Raw genomic sequence first — 14,447 nt, forward strand, 5'->3', positions numbered from 1 at the left:
TCTTAGTTCTGAGGCCGGATATAGCTCCGACAGGTTATTAGTATTGTATGAGCTGTTTACTCATCACCAAGCGCCAATAGCGACGCGTTCCCTCCTAAAGCTGCAGTATTATTGGTAATCGTTTTCTCGGTCACAAAGCGCTGCAGGTAGTGGGGCCCACCGGCTTTGGGGCCTGTGCCCGATAGCCCTTGGCCACCAAATGGCTGAACACCCACGACGGCACCGATGATATTACGATTAATATAAACATTGCCGACGCGCATTTTCTGCGCTATTTCAGCGGCAAAAGACTCGTTTCGACTATGTACACCAAACGTTAAGCCATAGTTGCGGCCATTGATATCGTTAATGACTTTATCAATCTCGCTGGCTTTGTAACGCACAATATGTAGCACCGGCCCGAACTGCTCACGAGTAAGTGCATCAATGCTATCGATAGTGAACGCTACCGGCGCGACGAAAGTACCTTCTTGAGTATGCTCGGCAGCCATCGGCGTTTCCGCCACCAGGCGATTTTCAGCCTTTAGCTTTTCGATATGTTCCAGCAAACTTTTACGCGCATCTTCATCGATAACGGGGCCGACATCGGTACCCAAGTCACGAGGGTCGCCAATGCGCAGCTCGTTCATTGCACCTTTAAGGATTTCAATCACTCGGTCAGCGACGTCATCCTGAAGATAGAGCACGCGCAACGCGGAGCAGCGCTGCCCGGCACTTTGAAACGCGGATTGCACCACATCAACCACAACCTGCTCAGGCAGGGCAGTGGAGTCGACAATCATCGCATTCATGCCGCCAGTTTCAGCAATCAGCGTCGCCAACGGGGCATTTTCACGTGCCGCAAGGGCGCGGTTGATAATGTGAGCAGTGTCGGTGCCGCCGGTAAATACCACGCCAGTAATCCGTGGGTCGGAGGTCAACACGCTGCCTACGGTGGGGCCATCGCCGGGTAAAAGCTGCACAACGTCGCGGGGCATGCCGGCTTCGTAAAGCAGTTCAATGACACGATGCGCGATAATCGAGGTTTGTTCCGCCGGTTTGGCTAGGACGGTATTACCCGATACTGCGGCCGCCACCACCTGACCGCAGAAGATCGCGACGGGGAAGTTCCAGGGACTGATAGCTGCGAATACGCCTTTGCCGCCGATGATTAGACGATTGGATTCACCGGTGGGGCCAGGTAGTACGGTGACTTCGCCGAAATCTTCTTCAGCGCGCATAGCATAAAAGCGACAGAAATCGACGGCTTCTTTGATCTCATCGACGCCGTCGGTAAGCAGCTTACCGCCTTCCCGAGAGCACAGAGTCATTAACTCCGGCATATGCTCTTCCATCAAATCGCCGAGGCGCCGCACAATGGCCGCGCGCTCAGCCACGGGCGTTGCATCCCAGCGGGGGAATGCTGCCCAGGCAGCGTCAAGGGCCTGGGTGGCCTGCTCTTTGCTAGTCCACTGTATACTGCCCACCGTTTGTCGGCGATCAAAAGGGCTGGTAACGCTATGGGTAAGGGTTGCATCATCGGCAACATCAAAGGCGAGCAGCGGCTTAGCCGGATACTGCTTGTCCATAAACGTAGCCATCTGTTCCATCAGCGGGTAGTAGTGACTGCGGATGTTGAGATTCACACCACGAGAGTTGAGCCGCTTGGGGCCGTAAATATCTTTAGGCAGCGGAATATTCATGTTGATCAAACTTTTTTGCTGACGCAGCGTTTCGATAGGATGCTGGCACAGCCACTCAACCGGAACATCAGGGTCCACTAGTTGATGGACAAACGACGAGTTAGCGCCGTTCTCAAGTAGGCGGCGCACCAAGTAAGGCAGCAGATCTTTATGTGCGCCTACCGGGGCGTAAATACGGCAGTAGGTGCCTTCAGGCGCCCGTTCCAGAGCGGCATCGTAGAGGGCTTCGCCCATTCCGTGCAGGCGTTGAAACTCAAACGGGCGGCTGTCGTCGTTGGCGAACTCTAAAATAGTCGTCACAGTGTGAGCGTTGTGAGTCGCGAACTGCGGGAAAATACGCCCGCGGGTATCGTTAGAAAGCAGGAACTGAGCGCAGGCGAGGTACGCTACATCGGTGCCTGCTTTACGGGTGAATACCGGGTAGCCGTCGACCCCCAGCTGCTGGGACTCTTTAATTTCGGTATCCCAGTAAGCGCCTTTGACTAGGCGCAGCGGAATTTCATCACCCTGTTGCTCGGCTAGCCGGTTGATATAGTGCAATACCGGCAGCGCACGTTTGGAGTACGCCTGAACCACCAGGCCGAAGTGCCCCCAGCCTTTGACCGCTTCACTTTCATAAACCGCGCGGAAAACTTCCATTGAAAGCTCTAGGCGATCCACTTCTTCGGCGTCGATAGTGACCGCCACTTCTAGCTCACGGGCTCTGCTAACCAGTTGGATAACGGTGTCGACGAGCTCGATGAGCACCTGCTCACGGCGGCCAAATTCATAGCGCGGATGTAGCGCCGAAAGCTTAATAGACACCGAGGGTGCCGGCGTTTTATCACCTAAGGATTTACAGGTTTTGCCGACTTGTTCGATTGCACGAGCGTAATCATCCAAATAGCGTTTGGCATCATCGCGTGTGCGCGCAGCTTCGCCCAGCATGTCGTAAGAATAGGTATAGCCTTTATTGAACAGCGGTTTTGAGCGCTTAAGGGCTTCATTGATATCCCGGCCCAGCACGAACTGTTTACCCATAATTTTCATCGCTTCGTACATTGCGCGGCGAATAACCGGCTCGCCCATGCGATTAACCATGCGATTGATGAAGCTGGCGGGCTGGCCCTCTTTAGGATGATCCATTTTGAGAACACGGCCGGTCATCAATAAGCCCCAGGTAGAGGCATTGACCATCCAAGAATCGCTTTTGCCCACGTGGGCTTGCCAGTCGGCAGGGCCCAGCTTGTCTTCAATCAATGCATCCGCCGTCGCCTTGTCGGGGATCCGCAGCATGGCTTCCGCTAGACACATCAGCATTAGCCCTTCGTGAGTGTCCAGGCTGTATTGCTGCAGTAGCTCATCAATGGTGTCGACGGCTGTATCCATCTTCCGGACATCTTGAACCAGCGCCGCCGTGTTGGCTTCAATGCGGGCAAAGTCATCGTGGCCCGTATCCAGCACCTTGATCAGTTCGCTGACGTAGGCGCTTTCATCCACTAAATAGTGATCGCTAACGCGAGCCATGAGTGTGTCGAGATCAGTTTGCCAGATGGCTGGGTCACGCATTTTCTTAGCATTGAGCATTGAAGCCCCCGGAAGTCTGAACAGAACGAATGGGTAACAGGGCATTAGGCCCAAGCGAATAAGCGAATGTAGAGCGCGACCACGTTGGGTGCATGCTGGTTTCAAGGTAAAACGTGTCAATTCCCCGGCAAGCGCTGAGTCTTTAAGACTTTAGTAGAGTTTTTAATGTCCTGCTAGTGGCCCTGATGGGGGATTTGACGAGCTAACATTCACTGGCGCCATATCGCTCTGGCGCAACTTGCGTGGCGACAATCCATAACTGCTGCGAAACGCATGTGAAAGCGCACTTTGATTGGCAAAACCTGTTTGCATCGCGATATCTGTAAGAGGAAGCCTACTTTGTAAAATCAGCTCACGCGCCGCATGCAACCGCTGCCGTTTAACGTATTGCCAGGGAGAGAGTCCCGTTTGCGCACGAAAACAATCGGAGAAATGCGCTTCGCTTAAACATGCAATCTGCGCTAAATCGGCAACGCGCATGTCATCGGCGAGATGCTGGCGGATGAAGCGATCAATGCGTGTCAGGTTTAAGCGCTTCGGGCTGGTATGAGTGTCTTTGCCCAGTCGCGCCTTAAGTGCGCCCAGCATTGTCGCCGCTAAGCGATCTTGCTGAAAAGAATTAGCCGAAGTATCAAACTCTTGAGCAAGCTCGCTTTGCATAAAGGCGAGGTAGTGACGTAGCGCGTTATCTAAGCCAAAAAAGCGCGGTGCATCAAATAGCGCCACCAGCTCACGGTTTTCTCCGGTCAATGCGGGGGCATCTTCTGGGAGGTCAAAGATTAGCTGTCGATTATGGCCGTAACCTGAATAGTAGTGCTCGTGGTGCGCCGGAACAATACAGCCTGAAAATGCATTGACGCGGCCGCCGAGCCCTTCGATTTCAAACTCCGATGAGCCACACAGCGTAATCACGATCTGATGAAAGTCGTGCGTGTGGTGATGCGTAGCGCTGGCTAGCGGAATCTGACGAATCGTGCTGGGCATAATCGGGCTCCTGAGCCGCCATAGCTCTTTTAAACAGTCTTTTTTGAACAGTCTCTACTGCTGACGGAGGGCTGTATGAGCGGACAAATGATCGCGCAGAGCCTTGAGCTCTTCTTGGCCCTCTTGGTTAAGCAGTGGCTTGCCCTGGGCAATCATCCAGCGCCTTCCATGCCGCTCCATTAAGTGTTCGCCGCGTCGCCGGATGCTTTCCAAATATTCATTATGGCGGATTGGATAGCCGATCGTAGCATTCCACTCTGTTTCGCTTACTTGGCTGTTAAGCGCCTTATCGAACAAAGCGATCAAATCTTTTGGCTCAGTGCGGTAGCGCGGCGTGCTTGACGACATTAACACGAGAATGACCGCGCCAATCACCAGTAGGCACACCGCGAACACTAATAAATACAGCGCCATTTTCTGAGCTCCTATCTATGCGAGTAGGCTTTATGCGACTAGGCGTAGCCGGTCAATAAATCGTCACTTAACTATACGCTTGGTGGTCTTTACACGGAAAATTTACTTTTTTGCGAACTTTTCCTTCACAGCGTGTCTGAGTTAGTACAGGCAACATCGCGATAGCAGTCGCTAAAGTTGTTCTGGCTCTATATGTTTTGATCCCTTGCTTCCGTTACTCTTCGAGTAACGGTTTTTTTTGTCTATGTTCTGTGCCTCCCGACATTTTATAGCGGGTTAGTGGCATCGAATGCTCAGCAATGCCACCAGGATATCACGCCGGGTGACGATTCCCACCAACCGCTGCTGCTCGACCACCGGATACACTTTTGGCTTGGCACCAAGCATTTCTTGCGCCAGGTCGGTAATGCTTTTATTAGGCGAGACGCTGAGTACTTCATGGCGCATTAGCTCTTTGACCAGCGGTGCTTCGTGGTCATGATAAATACTGTCGAGCACTCGCCCTAGAACGTCCTGTTCTGAGATAAAGCCTATTAGCCGATCGGCTGCGTCAACCACCGGTGCACCGGGTAAACGGTGCAGTGCTAACCCTTTGGCTAACGTAGTAATTGAAGCGTCTGGTGTTACTCGGTAGCAATCCCGAGACATAATGTCGCGAACGGTACTGGGATGTGCTGCTTTCATCGTTGCTTTTTTTATAGTTGTTTTGTTCATAGATAAGGTATGCATGGTGGTTGTACTCATCGTAGCCACTCCTTTTTCATCGCGTGCAGCGCCACTGCTGTTAAAGGGCAATCCTTCGTGCTTGGCCTTAATGTATCATCGGCTCTATTGACTGTAGTTGAAACTGTAGCTGAATTAGCTTTTTATGCGCCGGTGGAAGGCTGGTGCTATTCAACGTTTTGAGCAGTGAATTTTATAAACTGTCACGGCTCTCATCATGAAAGAATTATTATTTAACTCTGAAAGGACCCTCTGATGGATGCACGTGAGTATTTAAACCGGAAAGGGGTAGGCGTTGAGCGGGACCCTGATCGCCCCAACACTTTGGAAGAAAAAGCCTGGGAACGCGCGCGCGGTGCCGGTGATCAGCGGCCTAAATCCGGGACGCCCCATGATTGGGAAGATTGGGAGCGCCACCATGATGATCTTGCGGAAGGTGCCGAGACGTTAGAGCAGAAAATTGACAAAGATGCGCATCGATTTTCTCAAGAGCCGGCGGCACAGGTTCGCGCTCGCCCAGCCTCTGCTGACGTTGAACACTTCACGCCACCACTAGTCGCCGCCAGGGAGCAGCCGCAGAACCCAATATCTGAACAGGTAGCCCCGCCAATCGCGGGTTTAGCGCTGGCCTATCAAGCGCTGGCGATTTTGCTGCCGCCCTTAGCGGTAGGCTTAACTCAAGGTGGCGCTAAACGTGTCGCTATTGCGGTGCTGTTAACAGTGGCGGGCTGGCTGCCCGGCGTTGCCTATGCATTTTGGTGGCTGCAGCGACGTTAACCTTTTTGTATGAGGCATGTTTACTGCTTGGCAGGCCGACGTAGTTGGGTATAATCCGCGTAAACTTATTTCAATAATGGGGTTTACGATGGGGTATTTGGTTGGCGTTACAGCGCTTTGGGCTTTTTCCTTTTCGCTAATAGGTGTTTATCTGGCAGGGCAGGTCGATAGCTACTTTGCGGTGCTGCTAAGGGTATCGCTGGCAATGCTGATATTTCTGCCCTTTTTACGTCCAAGCTTGTTACGAGGTAAACAGCGTTTGGCGCTAATGGCGTTAGGTGCCGTGCAGCTGGGAGTGATGTATACCTTCTTCTACCAGTCTTTTTTACTGCTATCAGTGCCGGAAGTGCTGCTGTTCACCATCTTTACACCTATTTATATCGCGCTGCTTGATGACTTACTGTTTGGCCGCTTTACGCCGATTTATATTGTGACGGCGCTGCTCGCGGTTATTGGAGCGGGCGTTATCCGCTATGACGGTATCGATAGCGGTTTTTGGACGGGCTTTTTAGTTGTGCAAGGGGCCAATCTTTGCTTTGCCTTGGGTCAAGTGGGCTATCGGCGTTTAGCGGCTGATTTGCCGCCTACGCTCGCATGGCACAATGTGTTTGGCTGGTTTTTTATTGGTGCGATGATTGTGGCACTACCGGCGTACTTACTCTTTGGCAACAGCGCGGCACTGCCAAGCACACCGGTGCAGTGGGGCGTGTTGGCTTGGTTGGGCCTTGTCGCTTCTGGCGTGGGTTACTTTGCTTGGAATCAAGGCGCCACTAAGGTAGATGCGGGCACCCTAGCCATTATGAACAATGCGCTAGTGCCCGCGGGACTCATTGTTAACCTAGTGATTTGGAACCGCGATGCGGATATTCCGCGCTTGGTGATAGGTGCGCTGATTATGGCCGCATCACTTTGGTTAAACCACTGGTGGTGCCAGCGTCGGCAGACAGCGCCGGCCAGCTAATTGTCAAACAAGGCTTAAGCCTATTTGCCCGGCAAGTAAGGTGTCTTCATAATGGCGACTTATGCTAGCGAGAGTCGGCCCATGAGCAACGCGTTACTACCAGACACTATGCCTACTGCAGGCGGCCCATCAGACAAACCCTTTAAGACGATTGGGCTGATTGGTCGTTTAGGTAGCGATAAAGTGGTCGACTCCCTTCAGCGGCTGGTGACGTACCTTGTCGCGCATGGCTACAGCGTGCTGGTAGAAGACCGCACAGCCACTGCCTTGCCCAAGCATGGCCAACCAGAAGCTAGCCGTCGCGTATTGGGAGAGCTATGTGATCTGGTCATTGTTGTCGGTGGCGATGGCAGCTTACTGGGTGCGGCGCGCACACTGTGCCGAAGCGGCACGCTTATTTTGGGCGTTAACCGTGGGCGGTTGGGGTTTCTAACCGATATTTCTCCGGACGAATTGGAAACCCGCGTTGGTGAAGTGCTGGCAGGCGAGTTTGAGATTGAGCAGCGCTTTCTACTCGATGCGGTGCTTTATCGTAACGGGATCGCTGTCGGTAATGGCGATGCTTTGAATGAAGTCGTACTTCATCCGGGTAAAGCGGTACGCATGATTGAGTTTGAGCTGTTTATTGATGGCCAGTTTGTTTATAGCCAGCGCAGCGACGGCTTAATTGTTGCCACGCCAACCGGCTCAACGGCCTATGCGCTATCGGGCGGCGGGCCGATCATGCATCCAAAGCTTGATGTGGTGACGCTGGTGCCGATGTTTCCTCATACGCTGTCGAGTCGGCCCATTGTTATTGATGCTGCTAGCGAAATTCGCATTCACATTGGCGAAACGAACCAGACCTATCCGCATATTAGCTGCGACGGCCAGACTCGGGCGGTGGCCAAGCCCAACGATGTGCTGGTCATTACACGCAAGCCTGAGCGAGTGCAGCTGGTACACCCTATCGGCCATAATTTCTACGAAGTACTGCGCAGCAAATTAGGCTGGAGCCATCGGTTGGGGGATTAAGCATGCAGCGTCAAACGCAGGGCAAGCCCCCGTTAGAAGGCTACGACCTGATTGGTGATGTGCATGGGTGCGGCGTTACGCTTGCCTCGTTACTAGAAAAACTGGGCTATCATCAAAGCCGCGGCGTTTATCGCCACCCGCGCCGAAAAGTTGTTTTCTTAGGTGATTTGATTGATCGCGGGCCGCGTATTCGCCTAGCGGTGACTATCGCCCGCCGGATGGTGGAGCAGGGCGAGGCATATATTGTGATGGGTAATCACGAATATAATGCCTTAGCATATACTCACCCAGGGCCTGCGGGCAGTCATAAACGGTGGCTGCGCGAGCATACGCCCAGGCATAACCGTATTATTCAAGATACCCTGGCGCAGTACAGCGATTACACCAATGAGTGGGACGATACGCTGGCGTGGTTTAAAACTATTCCGCTATGCCTAGAGTTAGAAGGCATCCGCGTGGTGCATGCTTGCTGGGACCAGCAGCTGATTGCCGAGCTTAAACAACGCCGTCCTGACTGCTGTATGGATACGCAATTTTTAGTGGAATCAACGGATCCCTCTACCCAGGCGTTTCGTATTTTAGATCGCTTGACCCGAGGCCCGCATGTCTCGTTACCTGACGGCATTGCAATACACTCAGGTGACGGATTTACTCGGCAAAGTTTTCGCGCCCATTTTTGGGCTCAGGCGCCGCAGCAGTGGGGGGATGTCGTCTTTCAGCCGGATAACTTACCCGGCGATCTCGAAACTCGCGAACTATCAGCCCAGGAGCGCCGGCAACTTAGTTATTATGGTCCTGAGCAGCCTCCGTTATTTATTGGGCATTATTGGTGCGAGGGTATACCAGCATTGCCTGCCCACAATATCGCCTGTTTAGACTATAGCGCGGTTAAATATGGGCGTTTGGTAGCTTACCGCTGGAGTGGAGAGGCGACGTTAAGTGCCGATCACTTTGCTTGGGTCAAGGTGCCTAGAGAGGAGCGGATGCTTCCCAAGCCATGGGAAATAGATTTCGATTAGTGCCTTTTTTTAAAATTTACATATCTTTACATAATTTTTGCAAATCAGATGAACTAACCCTGCTGTCGGCTATCAGAGTAAGTGTTCCCTTGAATGATCCCTTGCTTTTATTCTCCGGCGGTCCTTACCGCCGGTTTTTTTTGCCTGTCTGTTGGCTTTCCAGCGCGTTAGTTACCATCGTTGCAATGAACACCTACCCGCTGCGGTCAATATGCCGCGAGCGCTTTGATTAGAGGGATGTTATGCATCCAGTGATGCTTTTACCCGATCACGCGGATACCAGCGAACTGCGCCAAGCATTATGGCGCCATCGTATTGGTCACCGGATTACCGACGAGGCCGACGGCCAGCTATTATGGATCGCCGACCCTCGCCAGCAGGGTGAACTCACCGCGCTTGTCGAACAGTGGAAACAGGGTGAACCTCTAGCGCTTCAACAAACGACTAAGCACCCGCGTTCTATGGCCCATTCTTTTGCATCGCTGCGCCAAGTGCCGGTTACCTCGCTGATGATTGTTTTTAGCCTGGTGGTGTTTGCCCTGATCGAAGTGTTGGGCAATCAGCTAATCGTTGCCTTAACTATTGTGCCCGTTGGCATTTCTGGTGGTGAGCTGTCGTTTGGTAACCTGTCGCAAATGCTTGCCTCAGGACAAGTTTGGCGATTGCTATCGCCGGCCTTTCTACATTTTGGCTTGATGCATCTCATCTTTAACTTGATGTGGGTATGGTACTTCGGTCGTCAGGTTGAAGCCTTGCAAGGCAGCCGTACCATGCTGTTGCTGCTTATTGTTGCCGGTATCGGTGCGAACATCGCTCAATATATGACCGGTACCGTGCTGTTTGGCGGTATGTCAGGCGTGGTGTATGCCTTGTTAGCGCATGTTTGGCTAATGTCGCGGCGAGTACCCCAAAGCGGCTTTTTTGTGCCCCAAATGTTAGTGGTATTTATGCTGGGTTGGATGGTATTTACCATGACAGGGGTAGCAGGCAGCGTTGGCTTTGGCAATGTCGCTAATGAAGCGCATTTGGGCGGGCTACTCGTGGGCCTTGTCACAGGCTGGTATTATTCATCCCGCCGTTTGAAAAATAGTTAAGAGGCCTGCAATGAGCGAAATGACCTTCGATAAAATGATTAATCAAATGACCCCGGCGATCTATGAGAGCCTGAAACAGGCGGTGTCGCTGCGCAAGTGGCCCGATGGCCGCCGTCTAACGCCAGAACAGACCGATCTGTGCTTGGAAGCCGTGATGCGTTTTGAGGCTGAAAATAACGTGCCGGAAGAGAATCGGGTGGGGTATTTAGAGCAGCGCACCTGCGGTGCGGCGGCGACGGGCGCAGGCGTAACGCCAGAAATGGCTGGCTTGGCTCGGGATGCAACGCGTGATTGAAGCGGCAGTGCAAGGCTGTTTAAGTAAAATGGCGGTCGCGGTACCAGGCCACCAAGATGACCAAGTGGTCTACCATTTACGTGCCGGTGAGCACCGCGTTGCGCTTAATGAGCGCATTGGTGAGCTGATCAGCCTACGTTGGACAGGCGCCATTGCATGTACTCACTGCGGTCGAGCCACGAAAAAAAGTTTTGCTCAGGGCCACTGTTATCCGTGCTTCAAACGATTAGCGCAGTGCGATACTTGTATTATGAAGCCGGAAACCTGCCACTTTTTTCAAGGCACATGTCGCGAGCCCGAATGGGGCGAGCGCCATTGTTTTCAGCCTCATACGGTGTATTTGGCCAACTCTTCCGGCCTCAAGGTAGGCATCACGCGCAAAACACAGATGCCTACCCGTTGGTTAGACCAAGGCGCGATTCAGGCGCTGCCTATTCTTGAAGTGGATACTCGCCAGCAGTCAGGGTTCGTCGAAATGCTGTTCAAAGAGCAGGTTTCAGACCGCACTAACTGGCGCGCTATGCTTAAAGGTGATATCGACGTAATGGATTTAAGCGCCGAGCGTGACCGTTTGCTTAGCCTGTTGTCTGATGGCTTGAGCCAGCTACGTGATACTCATGGCGTGGACGCTATTCGCACGTTAGACCAGCCAGCGCATCATTTTCACTACCCGGTTAGTGTTTTCCCACAAAAAGTTGCGTCGCATAACTTTGATAAGCAGCCGCTGGTGGAAGGCGTGCTACAGGGGGTTAAAGGACAGTATTTGATACTCGATAGCGGCGTGATTAACCTGCGTAAATTCACGGGTTATGAGGTTCAAGTGAGTTAGGTCGCTACGCTAACCTGTATAGCCAAGCACTTGTTTTAGCCGCTCAGCATGCGTGGCTACCCAGCAGGGGTCAATCGCGCCCCAATCTCGAATCTGGTAGCGGCCAATGTTATGGCGTTGGCCCTCATCTTTAGTAAAGACACACTCAATATCCAGTTCGGCAAGCGATGCTATCGTGTCCTGAGCAGTGCGTCGCGGCATGCCGGTGGCCTCTATTATGGCAGGTACACTGGCAATGCCCTGTTTGATCAAATGGGCCACGTATAAACGTCTATAAAAGCTTGATTTAGTTTTACTAAGGTCGGGCATGGGGCTTCCTTGGTAGCAAACGTATTGGCGTTGCTAGCTAGCTTAAATGAATAAATCCCCTTGCGCCCGTGGTGGACGAAAATCGCGCGTGTTTAAGCCCTGCTCCGTGCGATCCTGCAGCTTCCATTGGCGGCTGGCGCGAGCGAAGCGTTGCGCGATCAAATCTGCAAAGACGCCTTCACCGCGAAAGCGTTTACCGAACTGAGCGTCGTATATCTTCCCGCCCCGGCATTGGCGCATTAGGCTCATGACTTTAGCGGCCCGCTCTGGGTAGTGTGTTTCCAACCATGCTTCAAACAGCGGTGCGACTTCATAGGGCAGGCGCAGCAACATCCAGGCCGCGGTGCGTGCACCGGCGCGGCTGGCCGCTTCCAATAGTTTTTCGATTTCGTGATCAGTAAGCCCTGGTATCACCGGCGAAATCAACGTTCCCACTGGAATGCCCGCCGTATTCAGTTCACGTATCGCTCTCAAACGTGCCTGGGGCGACGCCGCACGTGGCTCTAAGGTGCGTTTTAAGTTGGCATCTAGGCTAGTTAAACTGACAAAAACACGTACTAAACGGTGCTCGGCCATCTCGGCCAATAGCTCTAAATCACGCAGCACTAAGGTGCTTTTAGTCACAATTGTGACGGGGTGGCGGCATGCTAATAGTAGTTCCAACAACCGGCGGGTGGTTTGTTGGGTAGCTTCTAAGGGTTGATAACAGTCTGTATTGCCAGAAAGATTAATTGGCCTGCACACATAGTTGGGGTGGCAAAGCTCCTCCGATAATTGCTCAACCAAACCGCTGCGGGCAATCAGCTTGGTTTCAAAATCTAACCCAGGCGATAGGTCCCAGTAGGCATGGGAAGGTCGTGCATAGCAGTAAACACAGCCATGCTCGCAGCCACGATAAGGGTTTAACGAGCGATCAAAGGGTAAGTCCGGCGATTTATTCCACGACAGCGCACTCTTGCTCACTTCTTCCCGCACTTCCGTGGCAATGGTCGTGGAGGTTTCCTCGCGCCACCAGCCGTCGTCGTCTGCAATGCTTTGGGTTGGCGCGAAGCGATTGTGCGGATCATACGTTGCGCCGCGGCCCTTGTAGGTAGTTGGCTGGAAAGGCTGGCCAAGAGATGCCATGCTTTCACCCCTTTAGTGATTTTATATACAGTAGTTGCGGAGTGAAAAGAAATCAATAGCCAGCTAGTTGCTGAGCGTATGATGCCGGGAACACGACGCTACCCAAGTCGCTATTACGACGTTAAGGTATTTGAATGAACTGACCATTAACGCGTTACTGAGGAAGCATTATGTCGAAAGTAGTCATCGTGACAGGAGGCAGCCGTGGTATTGGGGCAGCGACCTCATTACTGCTAGGCGCTAAAGGCTATGCGGTGTGCGTTAACTATCTTACTAACCAAGAGCGAGCACGTGAAGTGGTTGATTCCATTATACGTGGCGGGGGCAGGGCCTTTGCTTATCAAGCCGATGTCAGCAAGGAAGCCGATGTCATCCGCTTGTTTGATGCGGCAGAGGCTCACTTTGGCAGTGTGACCCACTTGGTTAACAATGCGGGTATTTTGTTTACGCAATCCAGGTTTGTTGATATTGACTTTGAACGCTTCAAACAGGTGATGGGTAGTAACGTGGACAGCTGTTTTCTGTGTTGCAGAGAAGCTATCCGACGCTTTGGGCAAGGCAGTGCGATCGTCAATGTCTCTTCGCGTGCCTCACAAACAGGCTCGCCCTTTGAGTACGTTGACTACGCCGTCTCGAAAGGAGGCATGGACACGCTGACTAAAGGCTTATCTTTAGAAGTTGCCGCCTTGGGTATTCGTGTCAACGCCGTTCGCCCTGGATCTATCTACACTGATATGCATGCCGATGGGGGCGAGCCAGGTCGTGTTGACCGTTTAGCACCGCAGATTCCTATGCAGCGTGGCGGTACCGCTGAGGAGGTGGCGAATAGCATCGCATGGTTGCTTTCGGAGGAAGCTTCTTATGTGACGGGATCATTTATTGATGTGGCGGGCGGGCGGTAACACTCCCGCACTGGCTACAGTATTATATAGTGTGGATTAGCCCGCATCTCAACAACCGGGAGGCTCATGTGAAAATCTTCGTTCCGCTAACGATTACTTCAATTTTGTTCATTTCGGGCTGTGCAAATTCAGCCCAAAATCAAGTTGATGCTCAAGCATCTGCCGCGACACTTCCAGAATCTATTATGCATAGCTATGAGTGCGAGAGCGGTGAAACGATAGCCGCCGCCTACCCCTCAGCAGACACGGCGAGAGTGCAGTACAAAGGCCGAAGCTACAGTATGCAAATTGCAGTTTCTGGCAGCGGTGCGCGTTATGTGAGTGACGATTTAGAGTGGTGGACAAAAGGCTCTGGCTCAGGGTCTGAGAGTATACTGCTCAGCCATCTGGCTGACGGCACTTCTGGTGACATTATCGAGCATTGTGCCGTGCCCTGAATCCGTCTAGCAATTCATTATGTTACAAACCACCAGCGCCAGCTTGCCGCACATATAATGCCAACGGCAATTGATGCTAAAGGACTTTTTAAGATAATAGCGACAGCACCTGCCATTAAAGCGGCAAACCGGGTTCCTCCGTCACCATGCACAATGATGGGGGTGATGATGGCAATAAGCACCGAGCTAGACATGGCATCAATAAACAGGCGAATGTTAGGGCTTAATGGTATACGGGCCATAATGAGGAGCCCCAAAATTCGAGACCCGTAGCCTATAGCTACCATCATCATGATGGCTAATAGCGATTGCCATA

At 52.5% G+C, this 14,447-nt stretch carries 16 protein-coding genes; 9 read left to right on the plus strand and 7 right to left on the minus strand.

The window, feature by feature from the left end; all coding sequences use genetic code 11:
- Positions 1-56: 56 nt before the first annotated feature.
- The 4 genes from putA to ACT3TF_RS15780 all read right to left on the minus strand — a co-directional run bounded on the left by putA (position 57) and on the right by ACT3TF_RS15780 (position 5,330).
- Positions 57-3,248: a bifunctional proline dehydrogenase/L-glutamate gamma-semialdehyde dehydrogenase PutA gene (gene putA / locus ACT3TF_RS15765; RefSeq protein WP_444672504.1), complete on the minus strand. Its 3,192-nt coding sequence runs from the start codon at positions 3,246-3,248 to the stop codon at positions 57-59.
- A gap of 162 nt (positions 3,249-3,410) precedes the next feature.
- Positions 3,411-4,232, minus strand: coding sequence for a helix-turn-helix domain-containing protein (locus tag ACT3TF_RS15770; protein WP_444672505.1), 822 nt, complete (start codon positions 4,230-4,232; stop codon positions 3,411-3,413).
- Positions 4,233-4,286: 54 nt separating this feature from the next.
- Positions 4,287-4,646, minus strand: a complete 360-nt coding sequence (locus ACT3TF_RS15775; RefSeq protein ID WP_096279325.1) for a hypothetical protein — start codon at positions 4,644-4,646, stop codon at positions 4,287-4,289.
- Between the two features lie 276 nt (positions 4,647-4,922).
- Positions 4,923-5,330 (minus strand): CBS domain-containing protein, encoded by a 408-nt coding sequence (locus ACT3TF_RS15780; protein ID WP_096282334.1) that lies wholly within the window; start codon positions 5,328-5,330, stop codon positions 4,923-4,925.
- 294 nt (positions 5,331-5,624) lie between these two features.
- Between ACT3TF_RS15780 and ACT3TF_RS15785 the strand changes: the two genes are divergently transcribed.
- The 7 genes from ACT3TF_RS15785 (at position 5,625) to ACT3TF_RS15815 (ending at position 11,358) form a co-directional block, all read left to right on the plus strand.
- The gene (locus ACT3TF_RS15785) at positions 5,625-6,146 is read left to right on the plus strand and encodes a YqaE/Pmp3 family membrane protein (protein ID WP_444672506.1); all 522 of its coding nucleotides are present in this window, start codon (positions 5,625-5,627) and stop codon (positions 6,144-6,146) included.
- A gap of 88 nt (positions 6,147-6,234) precedes the next feature.
- Positions 6,235-7,107: a carboxylate/amino acid/amine transporter gene (locus tag ACT3TF_RS15790; RefSeq protein ID WP_096279329.1), complete on the plus strand. Its 873-nt coding sequence runs from the start codon at positions 6,235-6,237 to the stop codon at positions 7,105-7,107.
- A gap of 81 nt (positions 7,108-7,188) precedes the next feature.
- On the plus strand, positions 7,189-8,121 hold the full coding sequence (locus ACT3TF_RS15795) for an NAD(+) kinase (protein WP_225734493.1): 933 nt from the start codon (positions 7,189-7,191) through the stop codon (positions 8,119-8,121).
- Positions 8,122-8,123: 2 nt separating this feature from the next.
- Positions 8,124-9,140, plus strand: coding sequence for a metallophosphoesterase (locus ACT3TF_RS15800; RefSeq protein WP_444672507.1), 1,017 nt, complete (start codon positions 8,124-8,126; stop codon positions 9,138-9,140).
- 242 nt (positions 9,141-9,382) lie between these two features.
- Entirely contained in the window at positions 9,383-10,234 is an 852-nt protein-coding gene (locus tag ACT3TF_RS15805; RefSeq protein ID WP_096279334.1) for a rhomboid family intramembrane serine protease, read from the plus strand.
- Positions 10,235-10,244: 10 nt separating this feature from the next.
- Positions 10,245-10,529 carry a YeaC family protein gene (locus tag ACT3TF_RS15810; protein WP_096279336.1) on the plus strand — a complete coding sequence of 95 codons (285 nt, stop codon included), beginning with the start codon at positions 10,245-10,247 and terminating at the stop codon, positions 10,527-10,529.
- Positions 10,513-11,358 (plus strand): DUF2797 domain-containing protein, encoded by an 846-nt coding sequence (locus ACT3TF_RS15815; protein ID WP_096279338.1) that lies wholly within the window; start codon positions 10,513-10,515, stop codon positions 11,356-11,358. Before ACT3TF_RS15810 ends, ACT3TF_RS15815 begins: the two co-directional genes overlap by 17 nt.
- A gap of 9 nt (positions 11,359-11,367) precedes the next feature.
- Here the strand turns inward: ACT3TF_RS15815 and ACT3TF_RS15820 are convergent, their stop codons facing one another.
- Positions 11,368-11,667, minus strand: coding sequence for a winged helix-turn-helix domain-containing protein (locus ACT3TF_RS15820; RefSeq protein WP_444672508.1), 300 nt, complete (start codon positions 11,665-11,667; stop codon positions 11,368-11,370).
- Between the two features lie 42 nt (positions 11,668-11,709).
- Positions 11,710-12,792 carry a PA0069 family radical SAM protein gene (locus ACT3TF_RS15825; RefSeq protein ID WP_441683839.1) on the minus strand — a complete coding sequence of 361 codons (1,083 nt, stop codon included), beginning with the start codon at positions 12,790-12,792 and terminating at the stop codon, positions 11,710-11,712.
- A 170-nt stretch (positions 12,793-12,962) separates the two neighbouring features.
- Between ACT3TF_RS15825 and ACT3TF_RS15830 the strand changes: the two genes are divergently transcribed.
- A complete protein-coding gene (locus ACT3TF_RS15830) occupies positions 12,963-13,694 on the plus strand; it encodes an SDR family oxidoreductase (protein WP_444625695.1) in 732 nt (243 codons plus the stop codon).
- 68 nt (positions 13,695-13,762) lie between these two features.
- Positions 13,763-14,131: an MliC family protein gene (locus tag ACT3TF_RS15835; protein ID WP_441683835.1), complete on the plus strand. Its 369-nt coding sequence runs from the start codon at positions 13,763-13,765 to the stop codon at positions 14,129-14,131.
- 17 nt (positions 14,132-14,148) lie between these two features.
- Here ACT3TF_RS15835 and ACT3TF_RS15840 read toward each other — a convergent pair whose 3' ends face one another.
- A complete protein-coding gene (locus tag ACT3TF_RS15840; protein WP_225734499.1) occupies positions 14,149-14,424 on the minus strand; it encodes an AzlD domain-containing protein in 276 nt (91 codons plus the stop codon).
- Positions 14,425-14,447: the final 23 nt, after the last annotated feature.

The organism is Halomonas sp. AOP25-F1-15, from assembly GCF_052378675.1.
Taxonomy (GTDB): domain Bacteria; phylum Pseudomonadota; class Gammaproteobacteria; order Pseudomonadales; family Halomonadaceae; genus Vreelandella; species Vreelandella casei.

Excerpts from the sequence above, each read along its gene's own strand:
- putA (WP_444672504.1), bottom strand. The coding sequence starts at position 3,248 with ATGCTCAATGCTAAGAAAATGCGTGACCCAGCCATCTGGCAAACTGAT.
- ACT3TF_RS15770 (WP_444672505.1), bottom strand. The coding sequence starts at position 4,232 with ATGCCCAGCACGATTCGTCAGATTCCGCTAGCCAGCGCTACGCATCAC.
- ACT3TF_RS15775 (WP_096279325.1), bottom strand. The coding sequence starts at position 4,646 with ATGGCGCTGTATTTATTAGTGTTCGCGGTGTGCCTACTGGTGATTGGC.
- ACT3TF_RS15780 (WP_096282334.1), bottom strand. The coding sequence starts at position 5,330 with ATGAAAGCAGCACATCCCAGTACCGTTCGCGACATTATGTCTCGGGAT.
- ACT3TF_RS15785 (WP_444672506.1), top strand. The coding sequence starts at position 5,625 with ATGGATGCACGTGAGTATTTAAACCGGAAAGGGGTAGGCGTTGAGCGG.
- ACT3TF_RS15790 (WP_096279329.1), top strand. The coding sequence starts at position 6,235 with ATGGGGTATTTGGTTGGCGTTACAGCGCTTTGGGCTTTTTCCTTTTCG.
- ACT3TF_RS15795 (WP_225734493.1), top strand. The coding sequence starts at position 7,189 with ATGAGCAACGCGTTACTACCAGACACTATGCCTACTGCAGGCGGCCCA.
- ACT3TF_RS15800 (WP_444672507.1), top strand. The coding sequence starts at position 8,124 with ATGCAGCGTCAAACGCAGGGCAAGCCCCCGTTAGAAGGCTACGACCTG.
- ACT3TF_RS15805 (WP_096279334.1), top strand. The coding sequence starts at position 9,383 with ATGCATCCAGTGATGCTTTTACCCGATCACGCGGATACCAGCGAACTG.
- ACT3TF_RS15810 (WP_096279336.1), top strand. The coding sequence starts at position 10,245 with ATGAGCGAAATGACCTTCGATAAAATGATTAATCAAATGACCCCGGCG.
- ACT3TF_RS15815 (WP_096279338.1), top strand. The coding sequence starts at position 10,513 with ATGCAACGCGTGATTGAAGCGGCAGTGCAAGGCTGTTTAAGTAAAATG.
- ACT3TF_RS15820 (WP_444672508.1), bottom strand. The coding sequence starts at position 11,667 with ATGCCCGACCTTAGTAAAACTAAATCAAGCTTTTATAGACGTTTATAC.
- ACT3TF_RS15825 (WP_441683839.1), bottom strand. The coding sequence starts at position 12,792 with ATGGCATCTCTTGGCCAGCCTTTCCAGCCAACTACCTACAAGGGCCGC.
- ACT3TF_RS15830 (WP_444625695.1), top strand. The coding sequence starts at position 12,963 with ATGTCGAAAGTAGTCATCGTGACAGGAGGCAGCCGTGGTATTGGGGCA.
- ACT3TF_RS15840 (WP_225734499.1), bottom strand. The coding sequence starts at position 14,424 with ATGATGATGGTAGCTATAGGCTACGGGTCTCGAATTTTGGGGCTCCTC.